This is a genomic window from Chryseobacterium sp. JV558 (assembly GCF_033712365.1).
Lineage (GTDB): Bacteria > Bacteroidota > Bacteroidia > Flavobacteriales > Weeksellaceae > Chryseobacterium.
Genome location: NZ_WJHU01000004.1, coordinates 341862 through 367996, shown reverse-complemented (window position 1 = coordinate 367996; position 26135 = coordinate 341862). Strand labels below are relative to the sequence as shown.

The window sequence follows — 26135 nt, the reverse complement described above, 5'->3', positions numbered from 1 at the left end:
TTACTTTTACATCATTAAATAATAGAACATGAATTTACATATCATTGCACTTTTTAAGTTTAATGAAAATTATCTGATGGATGCGGTAGAGCTGTTTCAGAACCTTGTGAAAGAAACAAGAAAAGAAGAAGGCTGTCTGCAGTATGACCTTGTTGAAGATAAAGATAATAAAGGAACTTTCTTCCTGATCGAGCTTTGGGAAAGCGTAGAGCATCACAACAGACATAATGGTCAGGACCACCTTTTGGATTTCCGTAAAGATGCTTCCAAAATCATGGAGAGCTCTGCAGAAGTTTATAAAGGATTTAAGATATATTAATATTGAAGATTTAAAGACTTAATGATTTAAGAATTTAAAGATTTTTAGATTTCCTTAAAGAATAAAAGGCGGTTTCAAGAGTTTGAAACCGCCTTTTTATTAGAAAAAATAGAAAGTATTAAAATAAAAGATTTATTTCACGATAAGCTTTTTCGTCTCCGAATGGCCACCGTAAGTAATTTTTACAAGGTAATTTCCTGATGTAAGTGTAGAAAGGTTCAGATCCTGCTTGTAGAATCCTGCCTGATTGCTAAGTTCAGCAGAATATACCTTTTTACCGGTAAGATCATAAACTTCTACATTACCTTTGTTGCTTGCTTTTTCTTTAACATCAAAAAGAACCGTTACTTTTTTATCAGCCGTTGCCGGGTTAGGATAGATACCAAAAGATGCCTTTTTCCCAACTTCAGTAATACCTAATGTTTCAGTAATTTTTTTGTATTTGAAATACATATTTCCTGTAGTCGCTCCACCATTAGTCGTGAAGTACATTCTGTAATAATCGTTTCCTTTTTTGACATAGTATACGACATCACTTTTTACTGTCCCAATACCTTTCCATGAGTGTCCTACAGTAGTGATAGCTGATGATAAGCTCGCATTGGCAGGAATTGTATAAGCTGCTGTAGCCTGAGTTTCCGGCTGTACCATTGCCACTTTTACGTTAGGACTTTGGATGGCTCCGGAAAGAGGGTACATCTGCATGCCCATATAGAATGTGTAATATTTTGTAAATACAAAATCCCATGCAGTTCTGGACGGCTCCAGACTAGGAACCTTTGCTCCGGTATCAAATGAGAAATAATTGAAATAAGAATCATCTGTTCCGTTAGCGACTGTTCTTGTTTCTGTAGCGCCCCATGAAGTGCCGTTCCATTTTGAATATTTAAAAGTATATCCTGCGAATGCATCTTCAATAGCAAATTTGATGTATGCTCCAGAAGGATATTTTAAAACAAATATTGCTTTCCCCTGGATATGGTGATTGATTGGGTTGTAAACTCCCCATCCTGTTGAAGGAATATTAGGGTTTGGAGAAGTCACAGGTCCTTGTTCGAACGCTCCCTGACTCCAGTCAGTTGTCTGGTCCGGGTTATAAAGAGGGTCTCCCCATGACGCTTCATTGCTGATACTAATATTATCCCAGTCTGCTAAATTGGTTGAAGCAGTGAATACTTCAATATCCTTCGCATCATTTATTCTTGATCCAAATGCATAGTTTGAATTTCTATAAAAAGCAACATCCCAGGTATTGGCAGGCTGAGAAACCATATTACCATCTGCAAGATTTACAAAAACTCTGTTTTGATATCCGCTTCCCATTGTCATATTTACCTGTGAGTATCCCAATGCATCAGTTTGTGCCAAAACAGTCTGCTGAACAGACATTGCCAATACTGAAGCCAATAATAGTTTTGTTTTCATAACTTATTTTTTAAATCCTTATTTAGAATGATTCAACAAAAGTATATAATTATTTTTAATGATTCTAAATAAAAACATGATTTTTATCGTGTTTTTATATTAATTATACTTTTGTTTACATAAAATAAGAGCAAAGAAAAGCCGGAAGGAATGATCCCGCCGGCTTTAAAAAGGTAAATAATAGTCTAATAAACCTTATTTTTTAATAAACTTTGACTGGATCATTTTTCCTTCAGAAGTTTCAATATTCATATAATAAACTCCTGTCTGAAGAGTACTGATATCAAAATTTTGTCCGGTTGGTTTTCCTTCTGTTACCTTCTGGCCTGCAGCAGAGTAGATCTGGATGTTTTTAAGATCTTTTTTGGACACGAATTCCAACGCTGTCTGATTGGAGTTTAATGCAAATCTTAAATTTTCCGTCACTTTATTGTTATCATTTACTCCTAGAGATGCTGTCGTATTATACACTACATTATCAACCTGAATCGCAACGTGTGTGGCTGTAGGTGTGAATTTGAATACAATATATGAGCCTGTAGATGCCGGAATATTTACGCTGATATTCTGAACAGTACCAATAACCGATACATTGACAGGGCTTCCGACAGGAACAAATGTTGACATATCCGCAGGATTGGATGCTACCCCAATCTGGATACTTCCCGGACCAGGAGATGGAGATACTAAAGTTGTATCAAAAGTTAATGTCTTATTTCCGGTTGGAGCTTCAATTTGTGGTGTAATCAGATATGAAGAGCCTGTTGCATTATTTCCTGCATAAGATTGAACGAACCTGTTAGAATCACCTGCTACAATCATTCTCGGAGGTACAGGAGGAAACTCTCCCGTTATTGGTGCAACAATGGCAGACCATCCAAACTGAGGGAAGGTAGTATTCCCGGCAGTGAAATTATTGAAATTTTCATTGATGTTAGATACCTGAGCATTTGCTGTTAAGGCTGTAAACATCAGAGTTCCTAAAAGTAATTTTAATTTCATGAGATTATTTTTATTTAGAATTATTCCACAAAAATATATATTTATTTTTAATGAGTCTAAATAAAGTTTTATATTTGTCGAAAATTTGTACCCTTATGAAGAAGAAAGTGCTTTCCGTTCTATCATTATCTGTAGCCTTATGGATGAATGCACAAGAAAAGGATTCTCTTAATCAAAAGAAAATTGAAGAAGTTGTTATTACAGGACAGTATATGCAGCAGTCCATTAACAAATCGATATATAAGGTTGATGTTATTGATGCAGAACAGATTAAAAATATGGCAGCAACGAATGTTGCTGAGGTTTTAAATCAAAGTCTTAACATACAGATCACTCCGGATACCCGTTCAGGAAATTCCACTGCCAATATTATGGGACTTAATGGTGATTATGTAAAAATCCTTATAGACAATATTCCGGTAGTAGGAGATACAGGATTGGGAAGTAATATTGACCTTACCAAAATTACCTTAAGCAATATCGAAAGAATTGAAATTGTAAAAGGAAGTATGGGTGTTGAATATGGAAATGGAGCTGTTGCCGGGGTAATTAACATTATTACAAAGAAAACCAGTACAAAAAAAGTAAGTGTAAGAGGTTCGGTACAGGAAGAAACGGTAAGAGATAATTACGATCTTAAGAAAAGGGGAAACGGAAGACATATTCAGAACCTGAATATAGATTATAACATCAACAATGAATGGTTTGCCAGCATCAATTTCAACCATAACCAGTTTATGGGATATGAAGGAGACAGCAAAGGTTACAAATATTTCGGACAGGACAATCAGAGAGGCTATGAATGGAATCCGAAAGACCAGTATGATACCTCTGCATTGCTAAGATATACCAAAAACAAAACAACATTCTTCTACAAACTGTCCTACCTGAATGAAAATTTTAACTTTTACAATCCGGAAGTAAGCAGAAATCCGCTTAATGACGGAGTAGGTGGAGTTTCTTATGAGAGTAGAGACAGAAAGTACAATACAGACCGCTGGGTGCACCAGTTTAACATTCAAACCAATCTGGGACATATCCGATACATGGGAGATTTCTCCTATCAGAATCAGGACAGAAAATATTACGACTACAATTACGACATTCCAAACAGAGAGATAAAGAGCCGTCAGGATGAAAAATCTTATTATAAGACCGATGTCATTTACTCAAGAGGGATGTTCAGTAATTTCCTGGACAGTAAAGTTTTTGATTTCCAGTTAGGATATGAATTAGACTATACCAATGGATATGCGGCACTGATTGCCGGAGATTTCTTCGGAGAAGCGGTAAAAAGAAAAATATTTACCTATTCCAATTTCCTTTCTGCAGAATGGAATGTTTCAGACAAATTTTCATTGAGACCGGGAGTAAGACTTTCCCTTAGTGAGAACTTTAATAATCAATACAACTATTCCTTATCAGCAAGATATAAAACTTCTGAGAATTCAAACCTTAGAGCGATCGTAGGATCTGCAAACCGTTTCCCTAAATATGATGAACTGTACACATATTTTGTAAACCTTAACCATGATGTACAGGGAAATCCTGATTTAAATCCTGAAAAAGGATTCTCTGCAGGGCTTTTCTGGAATCAGAACTTTTCAGTGGATAATGGCTGGAAAATCGCTTACGGGGTAGATGCTTTATATCTGGATGTACGTGACAGAATTGAAATGGTAGTGGTAAAACAACCTTCTACCTACAAATACATGAACCTTAATACCTATAGAAATCTATTATTCTCAGCCAATATAGATTTTAGAAAAGATCAGTTTGCCCTGTCTTTAAGAGGGTCTGTAAATGGTACATCGGTATTAATGAATGACTTAACATCCTCTTCTCCTACAGACTTCCAGTATTTGGTACAGGCAGGAACTTCCGCAACTTACAAACTGAAAAATACCGATACTAATTTTGCCCTTTACTACAAATTTACAGGTCCGGACAGAATTTATGTGTCTGATGGAGCAAGTGGTTTCCGCCTTGGAAAAGTAGACAGCTTTCATACGATGGATTTTATCGTAAGCCAGCCTTTCTGGAATAAGCATTTTGAAATTTCTGCAGGGGTGAAAAATATATTTGATGTAACGAGATTAAACTCTACTGCAGTTGCCGGTTCTGCCCACACAGCAGCGAGTGGTTCTGTTAATTTATACTATGGCAGAAGCTATTTTGCCAGATTAATGTTTCAATTTTAAATAATAAGTTACTGTTATGAAATATTTAAAAATATTTTCTATTCTTTCCATCATGGTGGCTACACAGTCTTGCCTCTCTGCAGATGAAGATCCGGTTTCGGTTCCTCCCATGACTGGATCAGAAGTCAATGTTAAAGTTGGTGGTCCTACAGAACCTAATCAGGTTTGGATTGATCTGAGTGATTACACCAATCCGGCTGTCAACAGCAGAACAGATTGGGATCTTGGTTTTTATACAGGAGATGAATATCGTGTGATTATGAACGGATCCCTTGCTATGACGGTTATTAAAGTCCCTGATGCTACAGATATCAGTAAAGTAAAAGATGCTGATGTTGAAAGTTTGAAAGAAATTGCTCAGGTGGGAACATTTGATGCTGCCAATATGAAATATATCGACAATCCTAATGGTAATTTTCTAACTCAGACTTCGGGAATTGATGCCATCAAAGAAAATGATACTGATAATCCTGTTTATCTGATCAATCTGGGAAGAGAAATACCTTCTGCAGCTAATATCGGGGCAGGTTCCGTTTCATTGTCAGGTGATCCGAGAGGATGGAAAAAAATTCAGATCCTGAGAGCTCAGAATGGATACAAGATCCGATATGCCGATGTGAATGCAACAGGAACAGCCATCAAAGAATATATCATTACAAAAGATACTGAATACAACTTTTCGTTCTTTAACCTGAAAACAGGTACACCAGTAAAAATTCAGCCTAAGAAAAAAAGCTGGGATTTAGCATTTACAACGTTTACCAATGAGGTATTCATGGGACCTACAACCAGTGCGGGAAGCTACTTCTATGCAGATTTTGTCACGACCAATACCTTGAATGGAGTAGGTGCTTACCAGGTAAGTGTTACAGGAAGTCTGGACCAGGCTTATACAGCATTCAAACTGAAAGACGTTGAGCCGGCTAAATTTGTTTTTAATGATCATAGAGCCATTGGTGATAAGTGGAGAACAACAACGGGGACGGCAGCGAATCCGGTTCCTTTTGTCTACTCAGACCGTTTCTTTGTGTTGAAAGATGCTGAAGGTTTCTACTTTAAACTGAGATTTAACAAAATGAAAGACGAAAACGGAAACCGTGGGTACACCAATTTTGAATTTGAACCTTTATAAAATAATCAAATAATAGTATATCATGAAAAAATTCATCCTTGCAGCTTCTGTACTTGTAGCAGTGTATTCTTGCAAAAAGGCAGAAGCATCAGCAAAAGAAAATACAACAGAAGCCACTTCTGAAGCACCAAAAACCAGCAATAAAATAGTAACATTAAGCGGAGGAATTACTGAAATTGTAGCTGCTCTGGGCCACGAAAAAGAAATCGTAGGAACAGATGTTACAAGTACTTATCCTGCATCTTTAAAAGCTACGTCTAAAGATTTAGGTCACATGAGATCAATGACCATTGAGCCAATTATGGCAGTTTCTCCGACGTTAATTTTAGCCTCCGATAAAGATATTAACCCGGAATTAATGGGGAAAATCAAATCTTCCGGAATTAAAACGGAAGTATTCAAGCAGGAATATACAGTAGATGGAACTAAAAAACTAATCGAATCTGTAGCAAAAGCTATCGGAAATACAGATTACCAGAAATTAAATGACAAGATTGATGCTGATCTTAAACAAGTACAGCCCATTGCTAAAAAACCAAAAGTATTGTTCATCTACGCCAGAGGAAATATGCTGATGGTGAGTGGTAAAAATACACCAATGGCTGCATTAATCACTCTTGCAGGCGGAGAAAATGCTGTAACTGATTTTGAAGACTTCAAGCCATTGACTCCTGAAGCCGTTGTAAAAGCTAATCCTGATGTACTGTTCTTCTTTGAAACAGGCTTACAGGGAGCAGGAGGAAATGAAGGCGCTCTTAAAATGCCGGGTGTTTCCCAAACCAATGCAGGAAAGAATAAGAAGATCATCGCAATGGACGGAGGTTTAGTGTCAGGTTTTGGACCAAGAGTAGGAGAAGCAGCAGTAGGATTAAACAAACTTTTAATTGAAAACACAAAGTAAACTATACTTTTATCTTATTATAAGTACAGTACTGCTAGTCATTATAGCAGTACTGTCACTTAATACAGGAGTTTATGATTTCGGAGAGAATTCTCCGTTCAGAGCACTGTGGCAATTTATAAAAGGAGATCCGTCTTTGTCCTTAAGTGATAAATATGTGATTTGGGACGTAAGAGCAGCCAGAATTGTTATGGCAATTTTAGTAGGAGGAATGCTTTCCGTCTCAGGAACAAGCCTTCAGGGACTTTTTAAAAATCCGTTGGCAACAGGTGATTTGATTGGCCTTACATCCGGAGCAACCCTGTTGGCGGCCATTGCGATTGTTTTAGGAGGACATTTCAAAGAATATCTTCCTGAGGTTGTACAATTTTCATTGGTAGGAATCGCTGCTTTTGTAGGATCATTCTTATCTATGATGCTGGTATACAGGATTTCAACAAGCGGAGGGAAAACAAATGTAGTGATGATGCTGCTTACCGGAGTTGCAATAACGGCAATAGGTTTTTCAATTACCGGGTTCCTGATCTATATTTCAAAAGATGAACAGCTTAGAGATCTAACCTTTTGGAATCTGGGAAGTCTGGCAGCCGCTACATGGACAAAGAATATTATTCTGGCCATTGTAATGACGATAGCTTACATGATTTTATTACCAAAAGGAAAAGCTTTGAATGCCATGATGTTGGGAGAAAAAGATGCTCAGCACTTGGGAATTAATGTAGAAAAACTGAAAAAACAGATCATCATCACTGTTGCATTAATGGTGGGAACCTGTGTAGCATTTTCAGGGACAATTGGTTTTGTAGGTCTTATTGTACCTTATATTTTAAGACTTTTATTCAAATCCAATAATACCTTTATTCTGCCTTTATCAGCCATGTGTGGAAGTATTTTGCTGCTGACGGCAGATACATTCAGCAGAAGTATTGTAGCACCGTCTGAACTTCCGATCGGAATTCTGACTGCACTGATGGGAGGACCTATCTTTATTGCTATTTTGGTTAAATTTAAAAAATCACTGTAATGATCAAGGCACACCAGATTAATTATAAACATAAAGAATTCCGTATTCTGGATGGAATAGATGTCTCTCTGGAATATGGTGAATTTTTAGCCATTGTAGGTCCGAACGGAGCAGGAAAATCAAGCCTTCTGAGTGTTTTGGCAGATGAAGTGAAATCCGGAAAACAAAAAGTATTATTTAAAGATAAACTTATTCAGGAGTGGAACGTGAAAGAGCTTTCCAGACATAAAGCAAAATTTTCGCAGCACAACAGTAATGATATTCCACTTGAAGTAAAAGACGTAGTCATGATGGGCAGATATCCTTATTTTGATGCTCAGCCCGGTAAAGAAGATTTGGAAGCCATGAATAATATGATGTATGAAACCGATATTTTTCATCTGAAAGACAGAGACTACAATACCCTGTCCGGCGGAGAAAAACAACGGGTACATCTGTCAAGAGTAATGGCTCAATTACAGAACGAAATTACCCATAAACTGGTTTTTCTGGATGAACCTTTGAACAATTTGGATATAAAACATCAGTATAAGGCGTTGGAAATTATCAAAAACTTTACGAAAAAAGCCAACAGTGCCATTGTTGTTTTGCATGACCTGAACCTTGCAGCACAATTTGCAGATAAGATTTTATTGATGAAATCAGGAAAGGTTTCCGCTTTTGGAACTCCACAGGAAGTTTTTACAGCAGAAAATATCAGCACAGCCTATAATTTCCCCTGTACCATCTGCGGACACCCTATTACCAATAACCCAATGATCATTTTTGGATAACCATGGAAAAAGAAGAACTCAAAATCCTTGCACAGAATCTTGCCAATCCTCAGGGAGAAAAAGGCATTGAGATTGGCGAAATGATGAATGCCACTAACATCAGTATGACGTTAGAAAGTGTCAGAACACTTGTGATAGAAGACGATCAGCAGATCCTTGAAATAGGACACGGTAATGCTGGGCACCTCAAGAATATAATGAGTCTTGCCAAAAATCTCAAATATACCGGGATTGATATTTCTGAAACTATGCACAATGAAGCCCAGAAACTCAATAAAGAATTTGAAAACCAGGCAGATTTTATTTTGTATGAAGGCAAGAAACTTCCTTTTCAGGACGGGACTTTCAACAAAATATTTACAGTCAATACTGTCTATTTCTGGGGAAATCCGGTAGAATTTTTAAACGAGATCTACAGGGTTTTAAAAGATGACGGAACATTCGTTCTTACATTCGGACAAAGAGATTTCATGGAGAAACTACCGTTTACAGAGTATGATTTCACACTCTACAACAATCACGAAATGGAAGAACTGATCTCCAAAAGTCATTTTAAAAGAATGAAAACTTCCGAAAAAGAAGAACAGATAAAAAGCAAAACAGGAGAAGAAACAATACAAAGAATTTATACAATTTTAACCATTAAAAAATAAAATAATGAGCACGTTAGTTAATGATTTAAAGGAAAAATGGGAAGCTCTGAAAGCAGAAAATCCACATATAAGAATAAGAAATGCCGCTGCACAGCTAGGTGTAAGTGAAGCAGAATTATTATTGACCAGTGTAGGAGAAGAGGTAACTGTTTTAAACGCAGATTTCCCGGGAATTCTTACAGAAGCTGAGCAGTTGGGAAAAGTAATGGCTCTTACCCGTAATGATGAATGTGTTCACGAAAGAAAAGGAATTTATCAGAACAGTGATTTCAGCAGCCCGCACGCACAGCTTTTTGTTGGAGAAGATATTGACCTTAGAATTTTCCTTAACCACTGGAAGTTTGCTTTTGCAGTAGTGGAAGGAGATAAGAAGAGTCTTCAGTTTTTCGGAAAGGATGGTCTGGCATTGCACAAGATCTATCTGACAAAAAACAGCAACGAAGAAGCTTTCGATGCTTTGGTTGAAAAATTCAAAGCTGAAGATCAAAATCAGGCTTTTGTATTTGAAGCTGTAGCTCCAAAACAGGCTGAAAAAGCAGATGCTGAAATTGATGTGGAAGGCTTCAAAAAGGCATGGACAGAATTGAAAGATACGCATGATTTCTTCATGATGACAAGAAAATATGGGGTAAGCAGAACACAGGCATTAAGATTGGCGCCGGAAGGATTTGCTAAGAAAATCGACAATGCTAAGGTGGTAAATATCCTTGAAGATGCTTCTGAAAAAAATACACCGATCATGGTTTTCGTTGGAAACAGAGGTATTATCCAGATCCATACAGGAAACGTAAAGAAAACGCTTTGGCACCAGCAATGGTTCAACGTAATGGACCCGGATTTCAACTTACATTTGGATGTAACGAAAATTGCAGAAGCATGGATCGTTAAAAAACCAACTGAAGACGGAGAAGTAACGGCTATCGAAGTATTCAACAAAGAAGGAGACTTTATCGTTCAGTTCTTTGGAAAAAGGAAACCTGGAATTCCTGAACTTCAGGAGTGGAAGGACCTTGTAGCAACATTAGAAAAGTAATAATTAGATGATTTGAATGAGACCGTTTTGTTTGTAAAATTCAAAGCGGTCTTTTTTATTTCAGGTTTTGGCGAAGAATAATCAAAGGACTTAAAAGAAAGATTTGCAGTTGTGTGAATTTGCTCCTATAGTGCAATAACTGCCAAAATATTTGTGTAATTTGTGGTTAAATATAAAAAAATGAAAAATATTTTCATAGCGATACTGCTTGCGGGTTTCTGTTCTTTGAAAGCACAGGAGCTTAAAGCTTTCCAGTTTTATGATAAAAAAGGAAAAGAAGTAAAGACGGAAAAACTAGTGAAAGAACTGGCAGATTATGATGTGGTCTTTTTTGGTGAAAACCATAACAGTTCTGTCAACCATTGGCTTCAGCTTAAAATTACAGAAGCCCTGTTTGCAAAAAAGAACGGACAGCTTATTTTAGGTGCTGAAATGTTTGAAAGAGACAACCAGACTCAGCTGAACCAATACCTGAACGGGAAATTTGATGCTAAAACTTTCAAAGACTCTGCGCGTTTATGGAACAACTATACAACGGATTACAAACCCTTGGTAGATTTTGCTAAAAATAAAAAACTGAATTTTATTGCCACCAATATTCCAAGGAAATATGCCTCTCAAACTGCTAAGGAAGGGCTTGAATCCCTGAATAAATTAAGCGAAAAAGAGAAAACATATATTGCTCAGCTGCCTATAAAAGTTACGTTAGACACTCCGGGATATCTGGAAATGAAGGCAATGATGGGCGATCATGCAGAAGGAACAAAAGTGATGAATTTTATTTCAGCCCAGGCAACGAAAGATGCTACCATGGCAGAATCTATTCTGAAAAACTTCCAGTCAGGAAAAACATTTATCCATTACAACGGAAACTATCACAGCAAAGAATTTGGCGGAATCTATTGGTATATCAAACAGAAGAATCCTAACCTGAAAATGGCAGTAATCTCTGTTTTTGAATCAGAAGACCCTGAATTGAAAGTTCCTGCTAAAGACTATATCCCAACAGATTTCAATCTGATTATTCCTACGGATATGACCAAGACTTTCTAATTTCTTACAAAAATGTTATTCTGATGAAGGAGTAATCTTATTGATAATCAGACATATGAGATTCTTCAATACATTGAATTCCTTTCAGAATGACAAAAATAAAAATTGCTTAAACTGCAGATTTTCAATAGAAACGGGCGTTAGCCCGTTTTATTTTTTATATCAGCTCTCCATTGGCTTTAGCCCAAACATAAATATAATTATCTCCTAATTTTTACCGGACAATATTTACCTTTGTATCACATTCAAAAAACATGAAGAAATTACCTATCCTGCTGATCTTTTTTATAGGACTGTTAAACGCCCAGAAACTCACATCCAACGAGATTTCAATAATTAATCAGGGAGATATCAACACCGCATTACCGATCTATCAGACAACAGATGCCAGCCAGCATAAAACATTGCTGAGTATTTCTTCAGAAGCAGATCCTCTTGATCCCAATACAGCTCTTTTGGTAAAAAGAATGAAAGAATCTCTTCTTTCTACAGATGGTGGAGTAGGAATTGCAGCACCACAGGTGGGAATCAACAGAAAAATTATCTGGGTACAGCGTTTTGACAAAGAAGGAACACCGCTGGAATATTTTATCAATCCGGTCATTGTATGGCGTTCCGATCTGCAGAATCTTGGTCCTGAAGGAGATCTTTCTATTCCGGATTTCAGAGATCAGTTTTACAGAAGTAAAGTCATTCAGTTAGAATATGTGGATTTGAAAGGGCAGAAATATTCAGAACTCGTAGAAGGATTTACAGCCGTTATTTTCCAGCATGAAATTGACCATCTTTTCGGAATTCTGATTTCCGATAAAAAAGAAAACGATAAAAATGATTCTTATAAAAAAGTAGATGCTTATCAGAAAAGTGATGTAATGAAAGATAGGAGATAATGATTAATGATTAGAAGTTGTTATAAGGCTAAGTAAACTTCTGTTTTCTATCTATATTTCAAAATAAAATCTTCTCCATCTTCATAATCTGCGGGATCAACGTGTGAAATCACTCCAATATCAGATTGTAAAATACTTTTGAGCTGGTCGAAATACATTTTTTCAGTTTCCTTGGTTCCATTTAAGGTCAGGCTCATAATAAGTTTGTCGTCATCAGTAATATCTGCACCTACCATGATTTTGTTGGGGTTATCATGATATTTATTCCAATAAAAAGTCTGGGTGATAGAAGGTGTTTCGATGAAATAACCAATCATTTCATCTTCTGTTTTGAAAATATAATTTTTGTCGTGCCTTGGATAGGTATAGTCCAGATTTAATTTTTTGTAGCCCGGAAGAAATGTATTTAATACTAAATTGATTGTCTTCCTTGACTTTTGCCCCGCATACACCTGACAAACAATATCTATAATAATGTCCATTAAACAAAATTACTTTATTTCTAAGAGAATCAATAGTAAAGTTGGTCTTTTAAAATATCCTCAATCACCTGTGCTTAAAAATAAAAAGGAGCTGTTTCCATGGAAACAGCTCCTTTCGTTATAACTATGCTTAAAAAAATTGGATTAATCGTTGTTGGTTACTGAAAGTTTCACCTCCATATTATTTCTGGTTGCATTAGAATAAGGGCAGATTTGGTGTGCCTTTTCTGTCAATTCCTGTGCTTCCTCAATAGAAACTCCTGGAATATTGACATCAAGTTCTGCTGCCAAACCGAAACCTCCATTCTCAAGTTGGCCAATACTTATCTGTGCAGTAACCGTTGTTTCTCCGGTTTTCACTTTAGAAAGACTGATTACTCTGTTCAGAGCACTGTCGAAACACGCAGAATATCCGGCTGCAAAAAGCATTTCAGGGTTGGCAAAATCTTCATTGGCTCCTCCTAATGCTTTAGGCATTCTTACCTCAAGATCCAAAACTCCGTTTTCACTTTTCACATGTCCGTTTCTACCCCCTTGAGCAGTTACTTGAGTTGTATATAATGTTTTCATTTATTTTTCTATTTTGTTTAATATTTTTAGTACTGTGTCTTTAAGATGCAGCAGTTCTTCCGGCTGTATACCCAGTCTTTCCTGAATTTTTCCCGGAATTTCACATGCTTTTTGCTGAAGCTGTTTTCCAGCTTCGTCTAAAAATACTTCAACTACTCTTTCGTCTTCTTTTTTTCTTTTTCTGATGATAAATCCTTTGCTTTCCAGTCTTTTAAGAAGAGGTGTCAAAGTACCGCTGTCGAGAAACAGTTTTTCCCCTATGTGGGTAACTGTAAGTCCGTCACCTTCCCATAATACCATCATAACAAGGTACTGCGGATATGTCATGTCCAGCTCATCGAGGAAAGGACGGTAAAGTCCTGTGATCTCTTTGGCGATAACATACAGCGGGAAGCAAATCTGGTTTTCTAGTTTGGGTGTTTTCGGATTTTCCATAAGTTTGAGTACGAAAGATTCGATGAAGGTATTACTTTTTTATGATAAATTCATCCATTGGAATTCTGACTTTTTTCATAGAAGACAGCCAGTCATTGCCTTCGTCACGGTAGCCAAGATATAAAAGGCTTACACTTTTTAATCCTAATTCTTTTAATCCCAATACTTCATCTACTACAGCATTGCTGAATCCTTCTGCCGGAGTACTGTCAATTTTAAGTTCCGCAGCCTGTGCCAGGGCAATTCCTAAGGCAATATAGGTTTGACGGGCCGTGTGTGCAAAATGCTCTTCAGGAGTCTGTGCTCCATACATTTCTTTAATTTTATCGGTATAGCTTCCGAAACGTCCTCTTGGAAGGTCTCTTACATCGGTATGATAATCGTAAACTTTGTCAATTTTTTCATTAGAATAGCTATCCCATGCTGCAAAGACCAAAACGTGAGAAGAATCTCTCATTACTTCAGGGTTTAAAGCACCTGCTACCATTTTTTCTTTTAGTTCCTGATTTTCTACCACAATAATTCGGAATGGTTGTAATCCGGATGAAGTAGGAGCCAGTCTTGCTGATTCTAAAATAGTAGTAAGATCTTCCTGTGAAATTTTTTTGTTCGGGTCATAAGCTTTTACAGCATGTCTCCAGTTTAGATTTTCTATTAATGACATTTTTTATTGTTTTTTAAATTAAACTACTTGGCGGTTATTGAACTTCCTGTTTTTTATATTGAAGTAAAACAATACTGCAAATATACAAGCAATTTAATTGCGTGCAATTTAATTTTGAAAGATTTTATTGATGACGATTATTGATGAATTTAAATAAGCAGGAAAATAAGTGATTTGCTTTTAATCCATTTCCGCATGATTCGGATTTTTTAAGACCCTCTCTATTCCAATCTTTGTAGAAGAATTTTAAACCAAAAATAATGCAGAGATTTAAAAACAAAACGGCTTTAATTACCGGAGGAACAAATGGAATGGGGCTGGCTACTGCTCAGAAATTGATTGAAGAAGGGGGAACAGTCATTATCACAGGAAGGAGTGAAGGTACTGTGAATATTGCCCTGGAAAAACTTGGAGAAAAGGCTTTTGGAATAGTATCCAATGCCGGAAATATAAAAGACCTGATGAACCTCCAGCAGGAAGTCAGAAAATATACTGAACAGATAGATCTGGTCTTTGCGAATGCAGGATACGGAAGATTTGCTCCTGTAGAATATGTGGATGAAAATCAGTTTGACGAACTTTTTAATCTTCTCGTAAAAGGTCCTTTTTTTACAGTACAGCAAATATTACCATTGATGAATAGCGGAAGCTCCGTTATTTTTAATACTTCTGTGGCGACGGATATTGCGATGCATAATTTTTCCGTGTATTCTGCGGCGAAATCAGCAGTACAGTCTTTCATCAAAACATTTGCGGTAGAGCTTACAGAACGCGGTATCCGCGTCAACGGAGTGAGTCCCGGACATATAAAGACTAATATTTTTAATAATACAGGCTTAACCGGAGAGCAGATTGAAAGTGCCATTGAAGATATTATTCCTACCATTCCTTTTAAAAGACAGGGAGAACCATCAGAAATAGCCAGTGTAGTTCTGTTTCTTGCTTCAGAAGAAGCCTCTTATATCCATGGAGCTGAAGTAAAAGTAGATGCCGGGATTTCTGTGATCAGATAATGGCAGACTATTTCATAGCAATTAAAGATTATTTGATCTCTTTAATTTCTTTGATGATATTGGTTTTATTTTCAATACCAATATTATAAGTCTTATTTTTCTTAAAGCTTTGGGTTGCCTTTTCTATAAGAGTTTTGTATTCTGGTGATTTTTTTGAAATATAAAAAACCTGAGCACTGATTCCAATGGCAACACGTACCACTTCATTCGGTTTATCAGGATCTTCGGTGATATCTGAAATAGTGGCATTATTATACCAGGTTAAGTTCTGTGAACTGGAATTACCGGAACAGGATGTAATCATAATAAAAAGTAATAGTAAATACGACCAGGCTTTCATAGCAAAAAGTATTAAGTAAAAAGCTCCTGCAATGTATCAAAATAAATGCAGGAGCTCTATATAAATTAGTTAAAATCCACAGCTTCCTACGCTAGGTGCAGGAGAAGGAGAACATCCTGAAAGGGATGAGAAGATATTCAATACACAATTGGTATTTACATAGTTGTTATCATACAGTAAAGATCCTGCCGGACTTCTGTAGTATACATTTCCTGCTGTATTGGCAAAAGAAGATACAGAAGCAGATCCACAGCTTGTGTTTGTACATGCAGCTCTCCATGCAGCATCAGTTACTGGTCCGCTGGAGAATAATGATGGATCAATGATTCTTTTTTCAACAATTCCGGAAGCATTTTTAAAGCTTACCAATATTGCTACGTGATATACCCATGATACGCAGCACGTTCCTGTAGAAGCTCTCAGATTACCATACACGAATTGCTTTTCACAGTCGTATCCTGCATTCAATAGTATCTGTCTCATTTTGTGGGCTCTTGCATAGCATCCGTCAACAGGATATCTGAATGTGATGCATGGTGAAGAAGCTGTAGAAGTTCCGCAAGCCTGATTTTTTATCTGGGCAAACAGACTGTTTAAAGTGGCAAGGTTAGGAATAACACTTACTGCTTTTCTGCTCTCTTCTTTTACTTCTTTAGTAAGGATAGATTTGAAATAACGGATATCTTCAGCGGTAGCTTTGTCTACTTTTGCGATTTCGCTGGTATTGGCTTTAAGGAAAACCTGAACAGGAGTTTCGTTTTCAACAGCCTGTCTGATCATGGAAATATAGCCTGCATTTTCTTTAGTGTCCTTGATGTAGTAGGGCTGGGCACTAACCATAAAGGAGATTTTAAATTTCCCATCTTCTTTATCAATCCCTACCGGGACAGTTTTGCCGAAATCTTTCATTGCAATTTCGTTTGACTCTTTAGCAACAAGATTAGGATCCTGGTTGGCACCTGAATCTGAGCAGGAATTAAATGACAGTACCGTCACGAATACCATCATGGATAACAGAAATTTTTTCATAGTTTTTATATTTTGGTGGTTAATTTTCAGTGAACATTTTTGTTGTAATAGTTCACTATTTTGTGATATTAAAAGTAATAAAATTTAAAATATGAGCAAGAGTTTTTTCAAATAAAATAAACTATTCTTTCATTTTATTGATTTTATGATATTGAAAATGATTAAAAACTAATGATTATAGTGGTGGATTTAAAGAAAATGAGATTTTTTTAAATTGTGATTTTTTTGGTTTTCATGGATTGGATTCCTACGGAATGGACAAACTGTGGGTAAAACCTCTATTCCAATTGTGTCATTCCGTAGGAATCTGGCCAATTTCACAAAACAGAACTATTCTCCAACATTCATAAGTTTTTGAAACCCTTCGATTTCCAAATTATAAATAAAACGGTTTAGATTCCGTAGGATTTAAATGTTCTGATAGTATTTAAACTAAAAACCCAGTTTCAACTATTGAAACTGGGTTTATTATATTTTAAGTCAATTGACTATTTGTAAATGAGTTCTGCCTGGAAAACGTCTGCAAAATGTTTTCTGATTTTTGCTTTCAGTTCTTCCACCTCTTCCAGGGTCAGCTCTCTTTCAAGTTCTCTTTTCAGAGAAGTCACCTGCTTATCTTTGATCCCACATGGAATGATGTATTCAAAATAACGCATATCCGTATTTACATTCAATGCAAAACCATGAAGAGTAACCCATCGGGAAGCTTTCACTCCCATAGCACACATTTTTCTGGCATAAGGCTTTCCAACATCCAGCCATACTCCTGTTTCTCCCGGAGAGCGTTCTCCTTTAATGCCATATTCAGCAATCGTTCTGATGATCACTTCTTCCAGATTTCTCATGTATAAATGAATGTCTGTAAAAAAGTTCTCAAGATCAAGAATAGGATAACCTACAACCTGTCCGAAACCATGATAAGTAATATCTCCGCCACGGTTTACCTTTACGAAAGTAGCATCAATCTCTTTCAGTTTATCAATGCCGGCAAGCATATTTTCTTCATGTCCGCTTTTTCCCAAAGTATATACATGGGGATGCTCTACAAAAAGAAGGTGATTGGGAGTGGTACTATGCTGTTCTGCAGGAAGATCTCTGTTTTTTATCTTGGTATCAATGATATTTTTCATCAGCTGCTCCTGATAATCCCAGGCTGGCTGATATTCTTTGACCCCTAAATCTTCAAATTCTACTGATTTATTTTGATTTGTATTCATTTCAATTTTTGATATACAAATTTAGTGAATTTTACTCTTTGATGGAATGGATAAAATCTATGGCACTTTTCTTCCAGTCTTTATCCTGAAGCAAAATATTCACAAAGGCTGTTCCTATGATACCGCCATCCGCTTTTTCCGTTACATTTTCAAAATCCTCTTTCGATTTAATTCCAAATCCAATCATCACAGGATTTTTGAGTGGAAGGGAAGCTACCCTGGAAAGGTAGTACTCATTTTTTAAAACAGCATTTTCATTTCCGGTTGTGGAGGAAGAGCTTACTGCATATAGAAAACCTGAACTTAAAGAATCCAGATACATCATTCTTTCATCAGACGTTTCCGGAGTGACCAGAAAGGTAAAATTAAGATTGTACTGCTTTAAGATAGACTGATAGTTTTTCTCAAACTCAATAGGAGGAAGGTCTGGAAGAATCAATCCTGAAACACCGCTTTCTGAACATGCAGCACAGAATCTCTCAAATCCGAAACTCAATACCGGGTTGATATAGCCCATCAGAATAATCGGAATTTTGATTTCGTCTTTGATAGCTTTTAATTGAGATAATAACTTTTCAATCGTCATTCCGTTTTGTAAAGCCAGTTCGTGAGCTTTTTGGATCACCGGTCCGTCTGCCACAGGATCAGAATAGGGCATTCCGATCTCAATCATATTTGCTCCCGAATCCTGAATCAGTTTTATAATATCAGCGGTATCTTCCAATTGAGGAATTCCTGCTGTGAAGTATATATTTAGTTTTTTCATTTTTTATTGTATTAAAGAAAGTATAATGTAATGAATGTTAGGCGGGGAAATACATCCGACATTTTACAGATTTTTCAAATACGTTTCCATATCCTTATCACCACGGCCGCTCAGACAAATGACAACAACATCTTTTTCATTAAATTTCTTCTTGTCCAGAACAGCCAGCGCGTGAGAGCTTTCCAATGCCGGAATAATTCCTTCCAGTTTGGTCAGTTCAAAAGCACATTTTAAAGCTTCATCATCATTAATACTAAAGAATTCTGCTCTTTTTTCTTTAAACAAATGCGCATGAAAAGGTCCGATTCCCGGATAATCCAGTCCTGCAGAGATAGAGTGGGGCTCTATAACCTGTCCGTCTTCTGTCTGCATCACAAGACTTTTACTTCCGTGAAGTACCCCTAGAGTTCCTAAAAATGTAGTAGCCGCAGATTTCCCTGAATCTATTCCCAGTCCTCCTGCTTCTGCAGCGATAATTTTCACTTCTTTTTCTTCTACAAAATGATAAAAAGTTCCTGCTGCATTGCTTCCACCACCTACACAGGCAATCACATAGTCTGGGTTTTCTCTTCCAATTTTTTCCTTAAGCTGTTCTTTAATCTCTTTTGAAATGATGCTCTGAAATCTCGCCACAAGATCCGGGAAAGGATGAGGACCGACCACACTTCCAATCACATAATGAGTGGTCTGAGGATTATTGATCCAGTCTCTCAATGCTTCGTTCACGGCGTCTTTAAGGGTTTTTGATCCTGATGTAGCCGGTATCACTTCTGCACCCAGCATTTTCATTCTTGCCACATTCGGGGCCTGTCTCTGGATATCTATTTCTCCCATATAAACGATGCACTCCAAACCAAGCAAAGCACAGGCTGTAGCGGTGGCAACACCATGCTGTCCGGCTCCGGTTTCAGCAATAATCCTTGTTTTTCCAAGACGTTTTGCCAATAGAACCTGTCCCAAAGCATTATTGATCTTATGAGCTCCGGTATGGTTGAGGTCTTCCCGTTTTAAATAAATCTGAGTCTGATATTTCTGACTTAGATTTTTAGCAAAATATAAAGGTGTGGCACGGCCTACATAGTTTTTCAGTAAATCCTGATACTCAGCCTGAAAATCTTCAGATTCTATAATTTCAAGATAGTTTTTTTGTAATTCTTCTACATTAGGATAGAGCATTTCGGGGATAAAAGCACCTCCAAACTCTCCATAATATCCGTTTTCATCGGGGTTTTTATAATTCATTTTTTTATTCTTTAGTAATTAAATAAGCATTATTCTGTGCGCTCAGCTGATTGAGCAGCTCTTTTGTTTCCTGTGAGGCATTAAAAATCAAAATATCGTCATCTTCAGAGTTAATCCATTCCGAACCGATACTTTCTTTGATCATTTTGGCTTTGTCATGAAGGATTTCAATTGAGCACTTTTCGTAAAAAGGACGAAGATCCAAATGGCAAAATCCAATAGTTTCCATGTTTCTCAGGATCGCATTTTCTTTGAAATTTCGAATCAAATCAGCTCCATACCCTTTCTTTTGATGAGCAGACACAAGGCCTACAGCTTCTGCAAAAGAATAATCAGTGCCGGCTATTTTTAAAGTAAAATCAAAATTCACACGCATCAATGCCAGTATATTTTCATCGGTATCCAGCATAAAATGAAATTCTGAATCTTTGAAAAATGTCTTGAAATAGGCAGACTTCATGCTGTTCCACGCCGAGATATCCCAAAGCTGCAAGATATGTTCTATCTCGTTTTCCGTTAGATTTTTCGTTTCTTTTACTTGATATTTCATGAGTTTAAGCTATTAATAAATGTAAGATGGTAATCATATTGTTGTTTGGTAATCAGTTTTTTATAATGTAATAATTCAATTTTATGCATTAAATCAATTAAAGTGGCTTTATCTATTTTAGATTGATACATGGTAATCGCAATTTCCAGATTGTCAATCAGATAATAAGAATCAGAGTCTTCATACAGCAGAAATATTTTAGCATAAATCAATCCTAAGTCATATTTTATAACTGATCTTACATGGTTTTCCAGAAACTTATCCGAAATAATAACAAGATAATAGCTATTCCACAAACTGATTCTTTCAAAAAAATACTGGATGTCGGTTTCCTGAAAATCTTTAATGATTTCAATGAACTCAGACAATAATCCACCAACTTCCCAATGTTCTATATTGCTGTCGTTCTCAGCAACAAAATGGTACAAAGACTGGATTTTTTCATTCCCAAACTTAGGAGGAAATAAGGCTTTATAAAATGTCTTTTTTAGCAAATGTATGTTCATCGTTGTGTTTTTTTAGGGGTTATATCTTTTACTGATATAGGTTTTTAAACTTTTTTATGCGGTCAATATCTTTATTTCCAGGCTCGATTTCAAATTTTGAATTGATATCTAAAGCAAAAGGCTGCTGTTGTAAAGCTTCGATATTCCCAATGTTTTCTTCTGAAATACCACCACTTAAAAAGTAGGGCAGTGGAATCTTAAGATCATTTAGTAAAGTCCAGTCAAACTGTTTCCCTGTTCCACCGAATGCTTTCCCGTCTGTATCAAACAAATAATAGGTGATAGGTGACGGGTTGCAGGCCGCAGGTTGTTGACTGAAAGTTTGCAGTATTTTATTTTTTGTTTCTGAATCATTGTTTCCTATCCTTATCACTTTAATGATCTTGACTTCAGTATCCAGTTTTTGTTTTAATTCAGCAATGAAACTACCACTTTCGTCACCATGAAGCTGAACAAAATTCAATTTGGCTTTTTGAACAATCTGTAGAATATCATCAGCAGCTTCGTTCACAAAAACACCAGTTTTTCCCTGATGATCAATAGTGGAGATCTCTTCCAGGCTCAGATGATTCAAAACATATCTCGGTGATTTTTTGTAGAAGATAAAGCCAAGAAAATCTACGTTCATAGCCATCAGCTCTTGAATCTGGTGTAATTGCGTTAAACCACATACTTTGAGTTTAGGAGTGCTGGAAGGTTGCAGGTTCATTTCAGGTATCATTTATAAATTAAATTTGTAATGAGAAATCTTCAAATGCTTTGGCTGGATTCGTATTTTTCATGAAGTATTCTCCCATCAGAAAGCCGTCAAATCCTTTTTCTTTTAAAAACTGAAAATCTTCAAGGTTGTAAATACCGCTTTCCGCCACAGATAAAACTTCTTTTGGAAGCTGGTTTTTCAACTGAACAGAATGCTGCAGATCCACTTTGAAATCCTTAAGGTTTCTGTTATTGATCCCCACAAGATCAATTTTTGAATTACAATGTTTCAGTTCATCTTCTGTATGAATTTCCAGTAAAACTTCCATATTCAGTTCATGAGCGAGATCTGTAAATTCAGCTACCTGAGCAGGTGAAAGACATGAAGCGATCAGTAAAATGACATCTGCTCCAATACTTTTAGCTTCATAGAACTGGTATTCATCAATCATGAAATCTTTTCTCAGAATCGGAATGTTAATATCATTTCTTACACTTACAATATCATTTAAGTTTCCTCCGAAAAAGTCATGATCAGTCAGGATAGAAATTCCGCTGGCTCCAAAATTTTCGTATGCTGAAACCACTTCTAAAGGCTCTACGCTATTGTTGATGATTCCTTTTGAAGGAGATTGTCTTTTAAACTCAGCGATAATTCCGCTTTTATTTTTGATGGATTCTTTCAGAGAATGGGTTTTTCTCCCAAAAAAGCCTGTGTTTTTTAACCGGTCAAGAGATATGCGTGATTTTGCTCTGGCAACTTCCTCTTTTTTTCGTTCAATAATTTTATCAAGTATGGTCATTTGATACAGAATTTAATAAGATGATAAAAATGATAAACCATTAAGGGATATTAAGATGATAAGATAAATTAAGTTCCATCAAAGATGGAGAATGAAGGATGTCGCTAAATAAATAGCTTTAGCTATGATCTTAACTATTCTTCACCACTTAAAAATTCTTAATGGTTAAAAAAAATAATAAGACTAATTAATTAAAAGATTAAAACCGTTCAGTGCTTTTCCGCTTTGCAGGCTTTCCTTAGCTAAAAGAAGACAATCATCATATGTTCCGAATTTATGAGTGTTGTACAGCGCTACTGAAGCATTAGCCAGAATCACAGAATTTTGTGGCTCCGTACCTTTTCCTTCCAGGATATTCATAAATATTTTTGCCGTTTCCTGAACAGAGCTGCCAGCTTTAATATCTTCCAACGTTACCGGATTGAAACCTAAATCTTCTGCAGAATAAATTTCTTCTCCGTTTTTTGTAATGATTTTGCTGTCGTCAGTAAGACTTATTTCATCATATCCGTCAAGGCCATGTACCAGGATAAATTCGCGTTCCTCTTTTTGAAGGAGGTATTGGTAAATTCTTGCAATTTCCAGGTTGTATACTCCAATCATTGAATATTTGGGTTTTGCAGGATTAACTAATGGTCCTAAAAGGTTAAAAAAAGTTCTTAATCCTAAAGATTTTCTCAATAATCCAACAGATTGCAGCGCGGGATGAAAATAAGGAGCATGTAAAAAGCAGATATTGGCTCTCTCAAGGTCTTCATTCAATTGCTCCGAACTGTTTTTGAACTGATAGCCCAGTTCTTCCAGTACGTTGGATGAACCGGTGATAGTAGAAGCCCCATAATTTCCATGTTTGGTTACCTTCTGCCCGGCTCCTGCCACCACAAAGCTGGCTAATGTTGATATATTGATGGTGTCTTTTCCGTCACCTCCCGTTCCTACAATGTCAATGGCATCACTGGCATTTATGTCTGCAGGAACAGCCATCTGTAGCAGAGCCTCTCTGAATCCTTCCACTTCCTTCAGGGTAATATTTCTCATCAGGAAAACGCTGACAAAAGCAGTAACTTCTGCAGCATTGAATTTATTCTGTGCAATCTCAATCATGGTAGCCTTAGCTTCTGATTTTGAAAGCGTATTATGGTTGAACAGGTATTGCAGTATTTCTTTCATTTGTGGAGTTTTTATTGTTGTTGAAGGAATTTCTAAGGTATTCATGACAATAGAAAGTTTTTAATGATTACTTCTCCTTCGGGAGTTAAAATACTTTCAGGGTGAAACTGTACTCCGTGTACATCATAGGTTTTATGCTGTAAAGCCATGATCATTCCGTCTTTGTCTACGGCTGTGATTTCCAGTTCTTCCGGGAAACTTTCAGTATTTACTGCCCAGCTGTGGTATCTTCCGACTTCCAGCCCTGAACTTAGATCCTTGAATAGCTTCGTATTTTCTTTTACCAGTTCAGTAGTCGTTGCTACTCCGTGGAAGATTTCGGTCAGGTTGATCAGATTTCCTCCGAAAGCTTCAGCGATAGCCTGTTGTCCGAGACACACCCCCAGTATACTTTTTGTAGGGGCATATTCCTTAATAAGGTCTAATAAAATACCTGCTTCTTCAGGAATTCCAGGCCCTGGAGAGAGAATGATCTTGTCGTACTTTCCGATTTCTTCCAGGGTAATTTCATCATTTCTTACCACATCCACTTTTTGATTCAGAATTCTTTCAATAATCTGGACCAGGTTATAAGTGAAGCTGTCATAGTTATCAAAAACGAGAACTTTAAGTGGCTGCTGAGTGTTTATATTGTTGTTCATTTCTTTTTTGTTAGGTTGTTTTTTTGCTAGTTGCTAGTTGCTAGTTGCTAGTTGCTAGTTGCTAGTTGCTAGTTGAATGGAACTGTTATTTTTCAACTATTTTTTCTGCTTTTTCTACAGCTTTTTTAAGCGCATTAAGTTTGTTATTGACTTCCTGCAGTTCATTTTCCGGAACTGATTTTGCCACAATACCGGCACCAGCCTGGTAAAAGAGTGTATTATTTTTACTTAAGAAAGTTCTGATCATAATGGCCTGGTTGCATGTTCCATTTAATCCGATAATTCCTATACAGCCGCCATAATATCCGCGGGAATCTTTTTCATATTGATTGATAAGTTGAAGAGCTTTATGCTTTGGTGCACCACTGAGTGTTCCCTGGGGAAAGGTTGCAGATACCATTTCAAGAGGATTGATAGTTTCGGAAACGTCGGCAGTTACTTCACTTACCATATGGATAACGTGAGAAAACAACTGAATTTCTTTAAGCTTGGTCACCGTTACATTTTTTCCGAGTTTTCCAAGATCATTTCTTGCCAGGTCTACCAGCATGGTATGTTCTGCATTTTCTTTGGGGTCTGCCTTCAATTCTTCAATAGCTTGAAGGTCAGCTTCAAAGTTTCCTGTTCTTTTGGATGTTCCGGCAATCGGGTGAATGATTGCTTTATTGTCTTTTATAATTAATTGGCTTTCAGGGCTTGATCCGAATAATTTGTAATTTCCATAATCAAAATAGAAAAGATATGGAGAAGGGTTGATATTCCTTAAAGCCCTATATACATTAAATTCATCTCCTTTGAATTTCTGTTCAAATCTTCTGCTCAGAACCAACTGGAAGACATCTCCACGCATGCAGTGTTTCTGGGCTGTTTTTACCAGTTCGATATAGTCTTCATCGGTAATATTAGACGTTTCCTCATCAGTTTTTTCAAAAGGATACACTGGCGTATTCTGATTTTTAATAAGGTTTTCCAACAGATGAAACTCAGATTTTACCCCGTCAATAGAATTTTCAATAATGTGCATTTCATCGTTGAAATGGTTGATTGCAATCACATATTGATATAATCTGTATCTCAGAATAGGAATTTCAACTTCCTTACTTTGTGCTTTAAGATTGATTTTTTCGAAAAACTGTACCGCTTCAAAGCTTGTATATCCAAAAAGACTCTGGGCCGTCTGTTCTATAGGATCGTTGGTTTCTTCACATTTAAAAATATTCCTGAATTCTTCAAATATATCTGTGATATTGTGCTCCATCATAAATTGCTTTACAGGAGCAGAAGCAGGAAGTTTAATTTCATATTCGCTGAGGTTCTTCACTTCAATTCCTGCAATGGCATTCACTGCGATAAAGGAAAAGTTGTTATCAATACTTTTTGAATCTGAACTTTCCAGAAGGATCGTATCCCGGAATTTATCTCTGATCTTAAGGTAAATATTCATGGGAGTATGAAGGTCTCCCAGCGTTTTTTTCGAAACAGTTTTTATTTTAATTGTGTCTGTAAACATCTTGTTGTTGTATTTTTTGTGAGATTAAGGAATAAAAAAAGGCTTCAACGGTATCCGTCAAAGCCTATATATTGTTTTTTGATTATTTCTGC

29 protein-coding genes are annotated in these 26135 nt (G+C 36.6%); 11 read left to right on the top strand and 18 right to left on the bottom strand.

From position 1 onward, the window contains the following. Nucleotides 1-28: 28 nt before the first annotated feature. Complete coding sequence (locus tag GFU89_RS16165; RefSeq protein WP_184552443.1) at nt 29-319, top strand: putative quinol monooxygenase; 291 nt, start codon at nt 29-31, stop codon at nt 317-319. 132 nt (nt 320-451) lie between these two features. Here the strand turns inward: GFU89_RS16165 and GFU89_RS16160 are convergent, their stop codons facing one another. Together GFU89_RS16160 and GFU89_RS16155 are read right to left on the bottom strand one after the other, a co-directional pair. Then, nucleotides 452-1744, bottom strand: a complete 1293-nt coding sequence (locus GFU89_RS16160; protein WP_318848113.1) for a T9SS type A sorting domain-containing protein — start codon at nt 1742-1744, stop codon at nt 452-454. 195 nt (nt 1745-1939) lie between these two features. Beyond that, on the bottom strand, nt 1940-2746 hold the full coding sequence (locus tag GFU89_RS16155; protein WP_318848112.1) for a T9SS-dependent choice-of-anchor J family protein: 807 nt from the start codon (nt 2744-2746) through the stop codon (nt 1940-1942). A 95-nt stretch (nt 2747-2841) separates the two neighbouring features. On the opposite strand from GFU89_RS16155, the gene GFU89_RS16150 reads away from it, so the two are divergent. The 9 genes from GFU89_RS16150 to GFU89_RS16110 all read left to right on the top strand — a co-directional run bounded on the left by GFU89_RS16150 (nt 2842) and on the right by GFU89_RS16110 (nt 12406). Beyond that, entirely contained in the window at nt 2842-4947 is a 2106-nt protein-coding gene (locus GFU89_RS16150) for a TonB-dependent receptor (RefSeq protein WP_318848111.1), read from the top strand. Between the two features lie 16 nt (nt 4948-4963). Continuing rightward, entirely contained in the window at nt 4964-6079 is a 1116-nt protein-coding gene (locus GFU89_RS16145) for an HmuY family protein (protein WP_318848110.1), read from the top strand. Nucleotides 6080-6101: 22 nt separating this feature from the next. Next, nucleotides 6102-6980, top strand: coding sequence for a heme/hemin ABC transporter substrate-binding protein (locus GFU89_RS16140; protein ID WP_318848109.1), 879 nt, complete (start codon nt 6102-6104; stop codon nt 6978-6980). Beyond that, nucleotides 6964-8004 carry an iron ABC transporter permease gene (locus GFU89_RS16135; RefSeq protein WP_318848108.1) on the top strand — a complete coding sequence of 347 codons (1041 nt, stop codon included), beginning with the start codon at nt 6964-6966 and terminating at the stop codon, nt 8002-8004. The genes GFU89_RS16140 and GFU89_RS16135 overlap by 17 nt, the downstream gene beginning before the upstream one ends. Beyond that, nucleotides 8004-8777, top strand: coding sequence for a heme ABC transporter ATP-binding protein (locus tag GFU89_RS16130; protein WP_318848107.1), 774 nt, complete (start codon nt 8004-8006; stop codon nt 8775-8777). The genes GFU89_RS16135 and GFU89_RS16130 overlap by 1 nt, the downstream gene beginning before the upstream one ends. 2 nt (nt 8778-8779) lie before the next feature. Continuing rightward, nucleotides 8780-9430 (top strand): class I SAM-dependent methyltransferase, encoded by a 651-nt coding sequence (locus GFU89_RS16125; protein WP_318848106.1) that lies wholly within the window; start codon nt 8780-8782, stop codon nt 9428-9430. Nucleotides 9431-9434: 4 nt separating this feature from the next. Continuing rightward, nucleotides 9435-10463 (top strand): hemin-degrading factor, encoded by a 1029-nt coding sequence (locus GFU89_RS16120; protein ID WP_318848105.1) that lies wholly within the window; start codon nt 9435-9437, stop codon nt 10461-10463. Between the two features lie 180 nt (nt 10464-10643). After that, the gene (locus tag GFU89_RS16115) at nt 10644-11516 is read left to right on the top strand and encodes a ChaN family lipoprotein (protein WP_318848104.1); all 873 of its coding nucleotides are present in this window, start codon (nt 10644-10646) and stop codon (nt 11514-11516) included. Nucleotides 11517-11770: 254 nt separating this feature from the next. Further along, nucleotides 11771-12406 carry a peptide deformylase gene (locus GFU89_RS16110; RefSeq protein WP_318848103.1) on the top strand — a complete coding sequence of 212 codons (636 nt, stop codon included), beginning with the start codon at nt 11771-11773 and terminating at the stop codon, nt 12404-12406. A gap of 47 nt (nt 12407-12453) precedes the next feature. Here the strand turns inward: GFU89_RS16110 and GFU89_RS16105 are convergent, their stop codons facing one another. The 4 genes from GFU89_RS16105 to GFU89_RS16090 form a co-directional block, all read right to left on the bottom strand. Then, on the bottom strand, nt 12454-12888 hold the full coding sequence (locus tag GFU89_RS16105; RefSeq protein WP_318848102.1) for a hypothetical protein: 435 nt from the start codon (nt 12886-12888) through the stop codon (nt 12454-12456). A 144-nt stretch (nt 12889-13032) separates the two neighbouring features. After that, a complete protein-coding gene (locus tag GFU89_RS16100) occupies nt 13033-13458 on the bottom strand; it encodes an organic hydroperoxide resistance protein (protein WP_318848101.1) in 426 nt (141 codons plus the stop codon). Beyond that, nucleotides 13459-13893, bottom strand: a complete 435-nt coding sequence (locus tag GFU89_RS16095) for a MarR family transcriptional regulator (RefSeq protein WP_318848100.1) — start codon at nt 13891-13893, stop codon at nt 13459-13461. It abuts the gene before it with no gap. A gap of 31 nt (nt 13894-13924) precedes the next feature. After that, nucleotides 13925-14557, bottom strand: a complete 633-nt coding sequence (locus tag GFU89_RS16090) for an NAD(P)H-dependent oxidoreductase (RefSeq protein ID WP_318848099.1) — start codon at nt 14555-14557, stop codon at nt 13925-13927. Nucleotides 14558-14817: 260 nt separating this feature from the next. On the opposite strand from GFU89_RS16090, the gene GFU89_RS16085 reads away from it, so the two are divergent. Beyond that, entirely contained in the window at nt 14818-15570 is a 753-nt protein-coding gene (locus GFU89_RS16085) for an SDR family oxidoreductase (RefSeq protein WP_318848098.1), read from the top strand. A gap of 28 nt (nt 15571-15598) precedes the next feature. Here GFU89_RS16085 and GFU89_RS16080 read toward each other — a convergent pair whose 3' ends face one another. The 12 genes from GFU89_RS16080 to GFU89_RS16025 form a co-directional block, all read right to left on the bottom strand. Next, entirely contained in the window at nt 15599-15910 is a 312-nt protein-coding gene (locus GFU89_RS16080) for a hypothetical protein (protein WP_318848097.1), read from the bottom strand. A 69-nt stretch (nt 15911-15979) separates the two neighbouring features. Continuing rightward, nucleotides 15980-16939: a protein-glutamine glutaminase gene (locus GFU89_RS16075; RefSeq protein WP_318848096.1), complete on the bottom strand. Its 960-nt coding sequence runs from the start codon at nt 16937-16939 to the stop codon at nt 15980-15982. Nucleotides 16940-17427: 488 nt separating this feature from the next. After that, nucleotides 17428-18156 (bottom strand): lipoyl(octanoyl) transferase LipB, encoded by a 729-nt coding sequence (gene lipB, locus GFU89_RS16070; protein ID WP_318848095.1) that lies wholly within the window; start codon nt 18154-18156, stop codon nt 17428-17430. Nucleotides 18157-18187: 31 nt separating this feature from the next. Further along, nucleotides 18188-18922, bottom strand: coding sequence for a tryptophan synthase subunit alpha (trpA, locus tag GFU89_RS16065; protein ID WP_318848094.1), 735 nt, complete (start codon nt 18920-18922; stop codon nt 18188-18190). A gap of 63 nt (nt 18923-18985) precedes the next feature. Further along, nucleotides 18986-20164, bottom strand: a complete 1179-nt coding sequence (trpB, locus tag GFU89_RS16060; protein ID WP_318848093.1) for a tryptophan synthase subunit beta — start codon at nt 20162-20164, stop codon at nt 18986-18988. A gap of 4 nt (nt 20165-20168) precedes the next feature. Beyond that, nucleotides 20169-20714, bottom strand: a complete 546-nt coding sequence (locus tag GFU89_RS16055) for a GNAT family N-acetyltransferase (RefSeq protein ID WP_318848092.1) — start codon at nt 20712-20714, stop codon at nt 20169-20171. Then, entirely contained in the window at nt 20711-21220 is a 510-nt protein-coding gene (locus GFU89_RS16050) for a hypothetical protein (RefSeq protein ID WP_318848091.1), read from the bottom strand. The genes GFU89_RS16055 and GFU89_RS16050 overlap by 4 nt, the downstream gene beginning before the upstream one ends. A 28-nt stretch (nt 21221-21248) precedes the next feature. Next, on the bottom strand, nt 21249-21929 hold the full coding sequence (locus GFU89_RS16045; RefSeq protein WP_318848090.1) for a phosphoribosylanthranilate isomerase: 681 nt from the start codon (nt 21927-21929) through the stop codon (nt 21249-21251). Between the two features lie 19 nt (nt 21930-21948). Beyond that, a complete protein-coding gene (gene trpC, locus GFU89_RS16040) occupies nt 21949-22722 on the bottom strand; it encodes an indole-3-glycerol phosphate synthase TrpC (RefSeq protein ID WP_318848089.1) in 774 nt (257 codons plus the stop codon). Between the two features lie 183 nt (nt 22723-22905). Beyond that, a complete protein-coding gene (trpD, locus tag GFU89_RS16035) occupies nt 22906-23892 on the bottom strand; it encodes an anthranilate phosphoribosyltransferase (protein ID WP_318848314.1) in 987 nt (328 codons plus the stop codon). 41 nt (nt 23893-23933) lie between these two features. After that, entirely contained in the window at nt 23934-24533 is a 600-nt protein-coding gene (locus tag GFU89_RS16030; RefSeq protein ID WP_318848088.1) for an aminodeoxychorismate/anthranilate synthase component II, read from the bottom strand. A gap of 85 nt (nt 24534-24618) precedes the next feature. After that, complete coding sequence (locus GFU89_RS16025) at nt 24619-26043, bottom strand: anthranilate synthase component I family protein (RefSeq protein WP_318848087.1); 1425 nt, start codon at nt 26041-26043, stop codon at nt 24619-24621. Between the last annotated feature and the right edge of the window lie 92 nt (nt 26044-26135).

Bases quoted from the DNA above. Each gene is read 5' to 3' on its own strand.
- GFU89_RS16165 (WP_184552443.1), top strand. From the start codon at position 29: ATGAATTTACATATCATTGCACTTTTTAAGTTTAATGAAAATTATCTG.
- GFU89_RS16160 (WP_318848113.1), bottom strand. From the start codon at position 1,744: ATGAAAACAAAACTATTATTGGCTTCAGTATTGGCAATGTCTGTTCAG.
- GFU89_RS16155 (WP_318848112.1), bottom strand. From the start codon at position 2,746: ATGAAATTAAAATTACTTTTAGGAACTCTGATGTTTACAGCCTTAACA.
- GFU89_RS16150 (WP_318848111.1), top strand. From the start codon at position 2,842: ATGAAGAAGAAAGTGCTTTCCGTTCTATCATTATCTGTAGCCTTATGG.
- GFU89_RS16145 (WP_318848110.1), top strand. From the start codon at position 4,964: ATGAAATATTTAAAAATATTTTCTATTCTTTCCATCATGGTGGCTACA.
- GFU89_RS16140 (WP_318848109.1), top strand. From the start codon at position 6,102: ATGAAAAAATTCATCCTTGCAGCTTCTGTACTTGTAGCAGTGTATTCT.
- GFU89_RS16130 (WP_318848107.1), top strand. From the start codon at position 8,004: ATGATCAAGGCACACCAGATTAATTATAAACATAAAGAATTCCGTATT.
- GFU89_RS16125 (WP_318848106.1), top strand. From the start codon at position 8,780: ATGGAAAAAGAAGAACTCAAAATCCTTGCACAGAATCTTGCCAATCCT.
- GFU89_RS16120 (WP_318848105.1), top strand. From the start codon at position 9,435: ATGAGCACGTTAGTTAATGATTTAAAGGAAAAATGGGAAGCTCTGAAA.
- GFU89_RS16115 (WP_318848104.1), top strand. From the start codon at position 10,644: ATGAAAAATATTTTCATAGCGATACTGCTTGCGGGTTTCTGTTCTTTG.
- GFU89_RS16110 (WP_318848103.1), top strand. From the start codon at position 11,771: ATGAAGAAATTACCTATCCTGCTGATCTTTTTTATAGGACTGTTAAAC.
- GFU89_RS16105 (WP_318848102.1), bottom strand. From the start codon at position 12,888: ATGGACATTATTATAGATATTGTTTGTCAGGTGTATGCGGGGCAAAAG.
- GFU89_RS16100 (WP_318848101.1), bottom strand. From the start codon at position 13,458: ATGAAAACATTATATACAACTCAAGTAACTGCTCAAGGGGGTAGAAAC.
- GFU89_RS16095 (WP_318848100.1), bottom strand. From the start codon at position 13,893: ATGGAAAATCCGAAAACACCCAAACTAGAAAACCAGATTTGCTTCCCG.
- GFU89_RS16090 (WP_318848099.1), bottom strand. From the start codon at position 14,557: ATGTCATTAATAGAAAATCTAAACTGGAGACATGCTGTAAAAGCTTAT.
- GFU89_RS16085 (WP_318848098.1), top strand. From the start codon at position 14,818: ATGCAGAGATTTAAAAACAAAACGGCTTTAATTACCGGAGGAACAAAT.
- GFU89_RS16080 (WP_318848097.1), bottom strand. From the start codon at position 15,910: ATGAAAGCCTGGTCGTATTTACTATTACTTTTTATTATGATTACATCC.
- GFU89_RS16075 (WP_318848096.1), bottom strand. From the start codon at position 16,939: ATGAAAAAATTTCTGTTATCCATGATGGTATTCGTGACGGTACTGTCA.
- lipB (WP_318848095.1), bottom strand. From the start codon at position 18,156: ATGAATACAAATCAAAATAAATCAGTAGAATTTGAAGATTTAGGGGTC.
- trpA (WP_318848094.1), bottom strand. From the start codon at position 18,922: ATGAAAAAACTAAATATATACTTCACAGCAGGAATTCCTCAATTGGAA.
- trpB (WP_318848093.1), bottom strand. From the start codon at position 20,164: ATGAATTATAAAAACCCCGATGAAAACGGATATTATGGAGAGTTTGGA.
- GFU89_RS16055 (WP_318848092.1), bottom strand. From the start codon at position 20,714: ATGAAATATCAAGTAAAAGAAACGAAAAATCTAACGGAAAACGAGATA.
- GFU89_RS16050 (WP_318848091.1), bottom strand. From the start codon at position 21,220: ATGAACATACATTTGCTAAAAAAGACATTTTATAAAGCCTTATTTCCT.
- GFU89_RS16045 (WP_318848090.1), bottom strand. From the start codon at position 21,929: ATGAACCTGCAACCTTCCAGCACTCCTAAACTCAAAGTATGTGGTTTA.
- trpC (WP_318848089.1), bottom strand. From the start codon at position 22,722: ATGACCATACTTGATAAAATTATTGAACGAAAAAAAGAGGAAGTTGCC.
- trpD (WP_318848314.1), bottom strand. From the start codon at position 23,892: ATGAAAGAAATACTGCAATACCTGTTCAACCATAATACGCTTTCAAAA.
- GFU89_RS16030 (WP_318848088.1), bottom strand. From the start codon at position 24,533: ATGAACAACAATATAAACACTCAGCAGCCACTTAAAGTTCTCGTTTTT.
- GFU89_RS16025 (WP_318848087.1), bottom strand. From the start codon at position 26,043: ATGTTTACAGACACAATTAAAATAAAAACTGTTTCGAAAAAAACGCTG.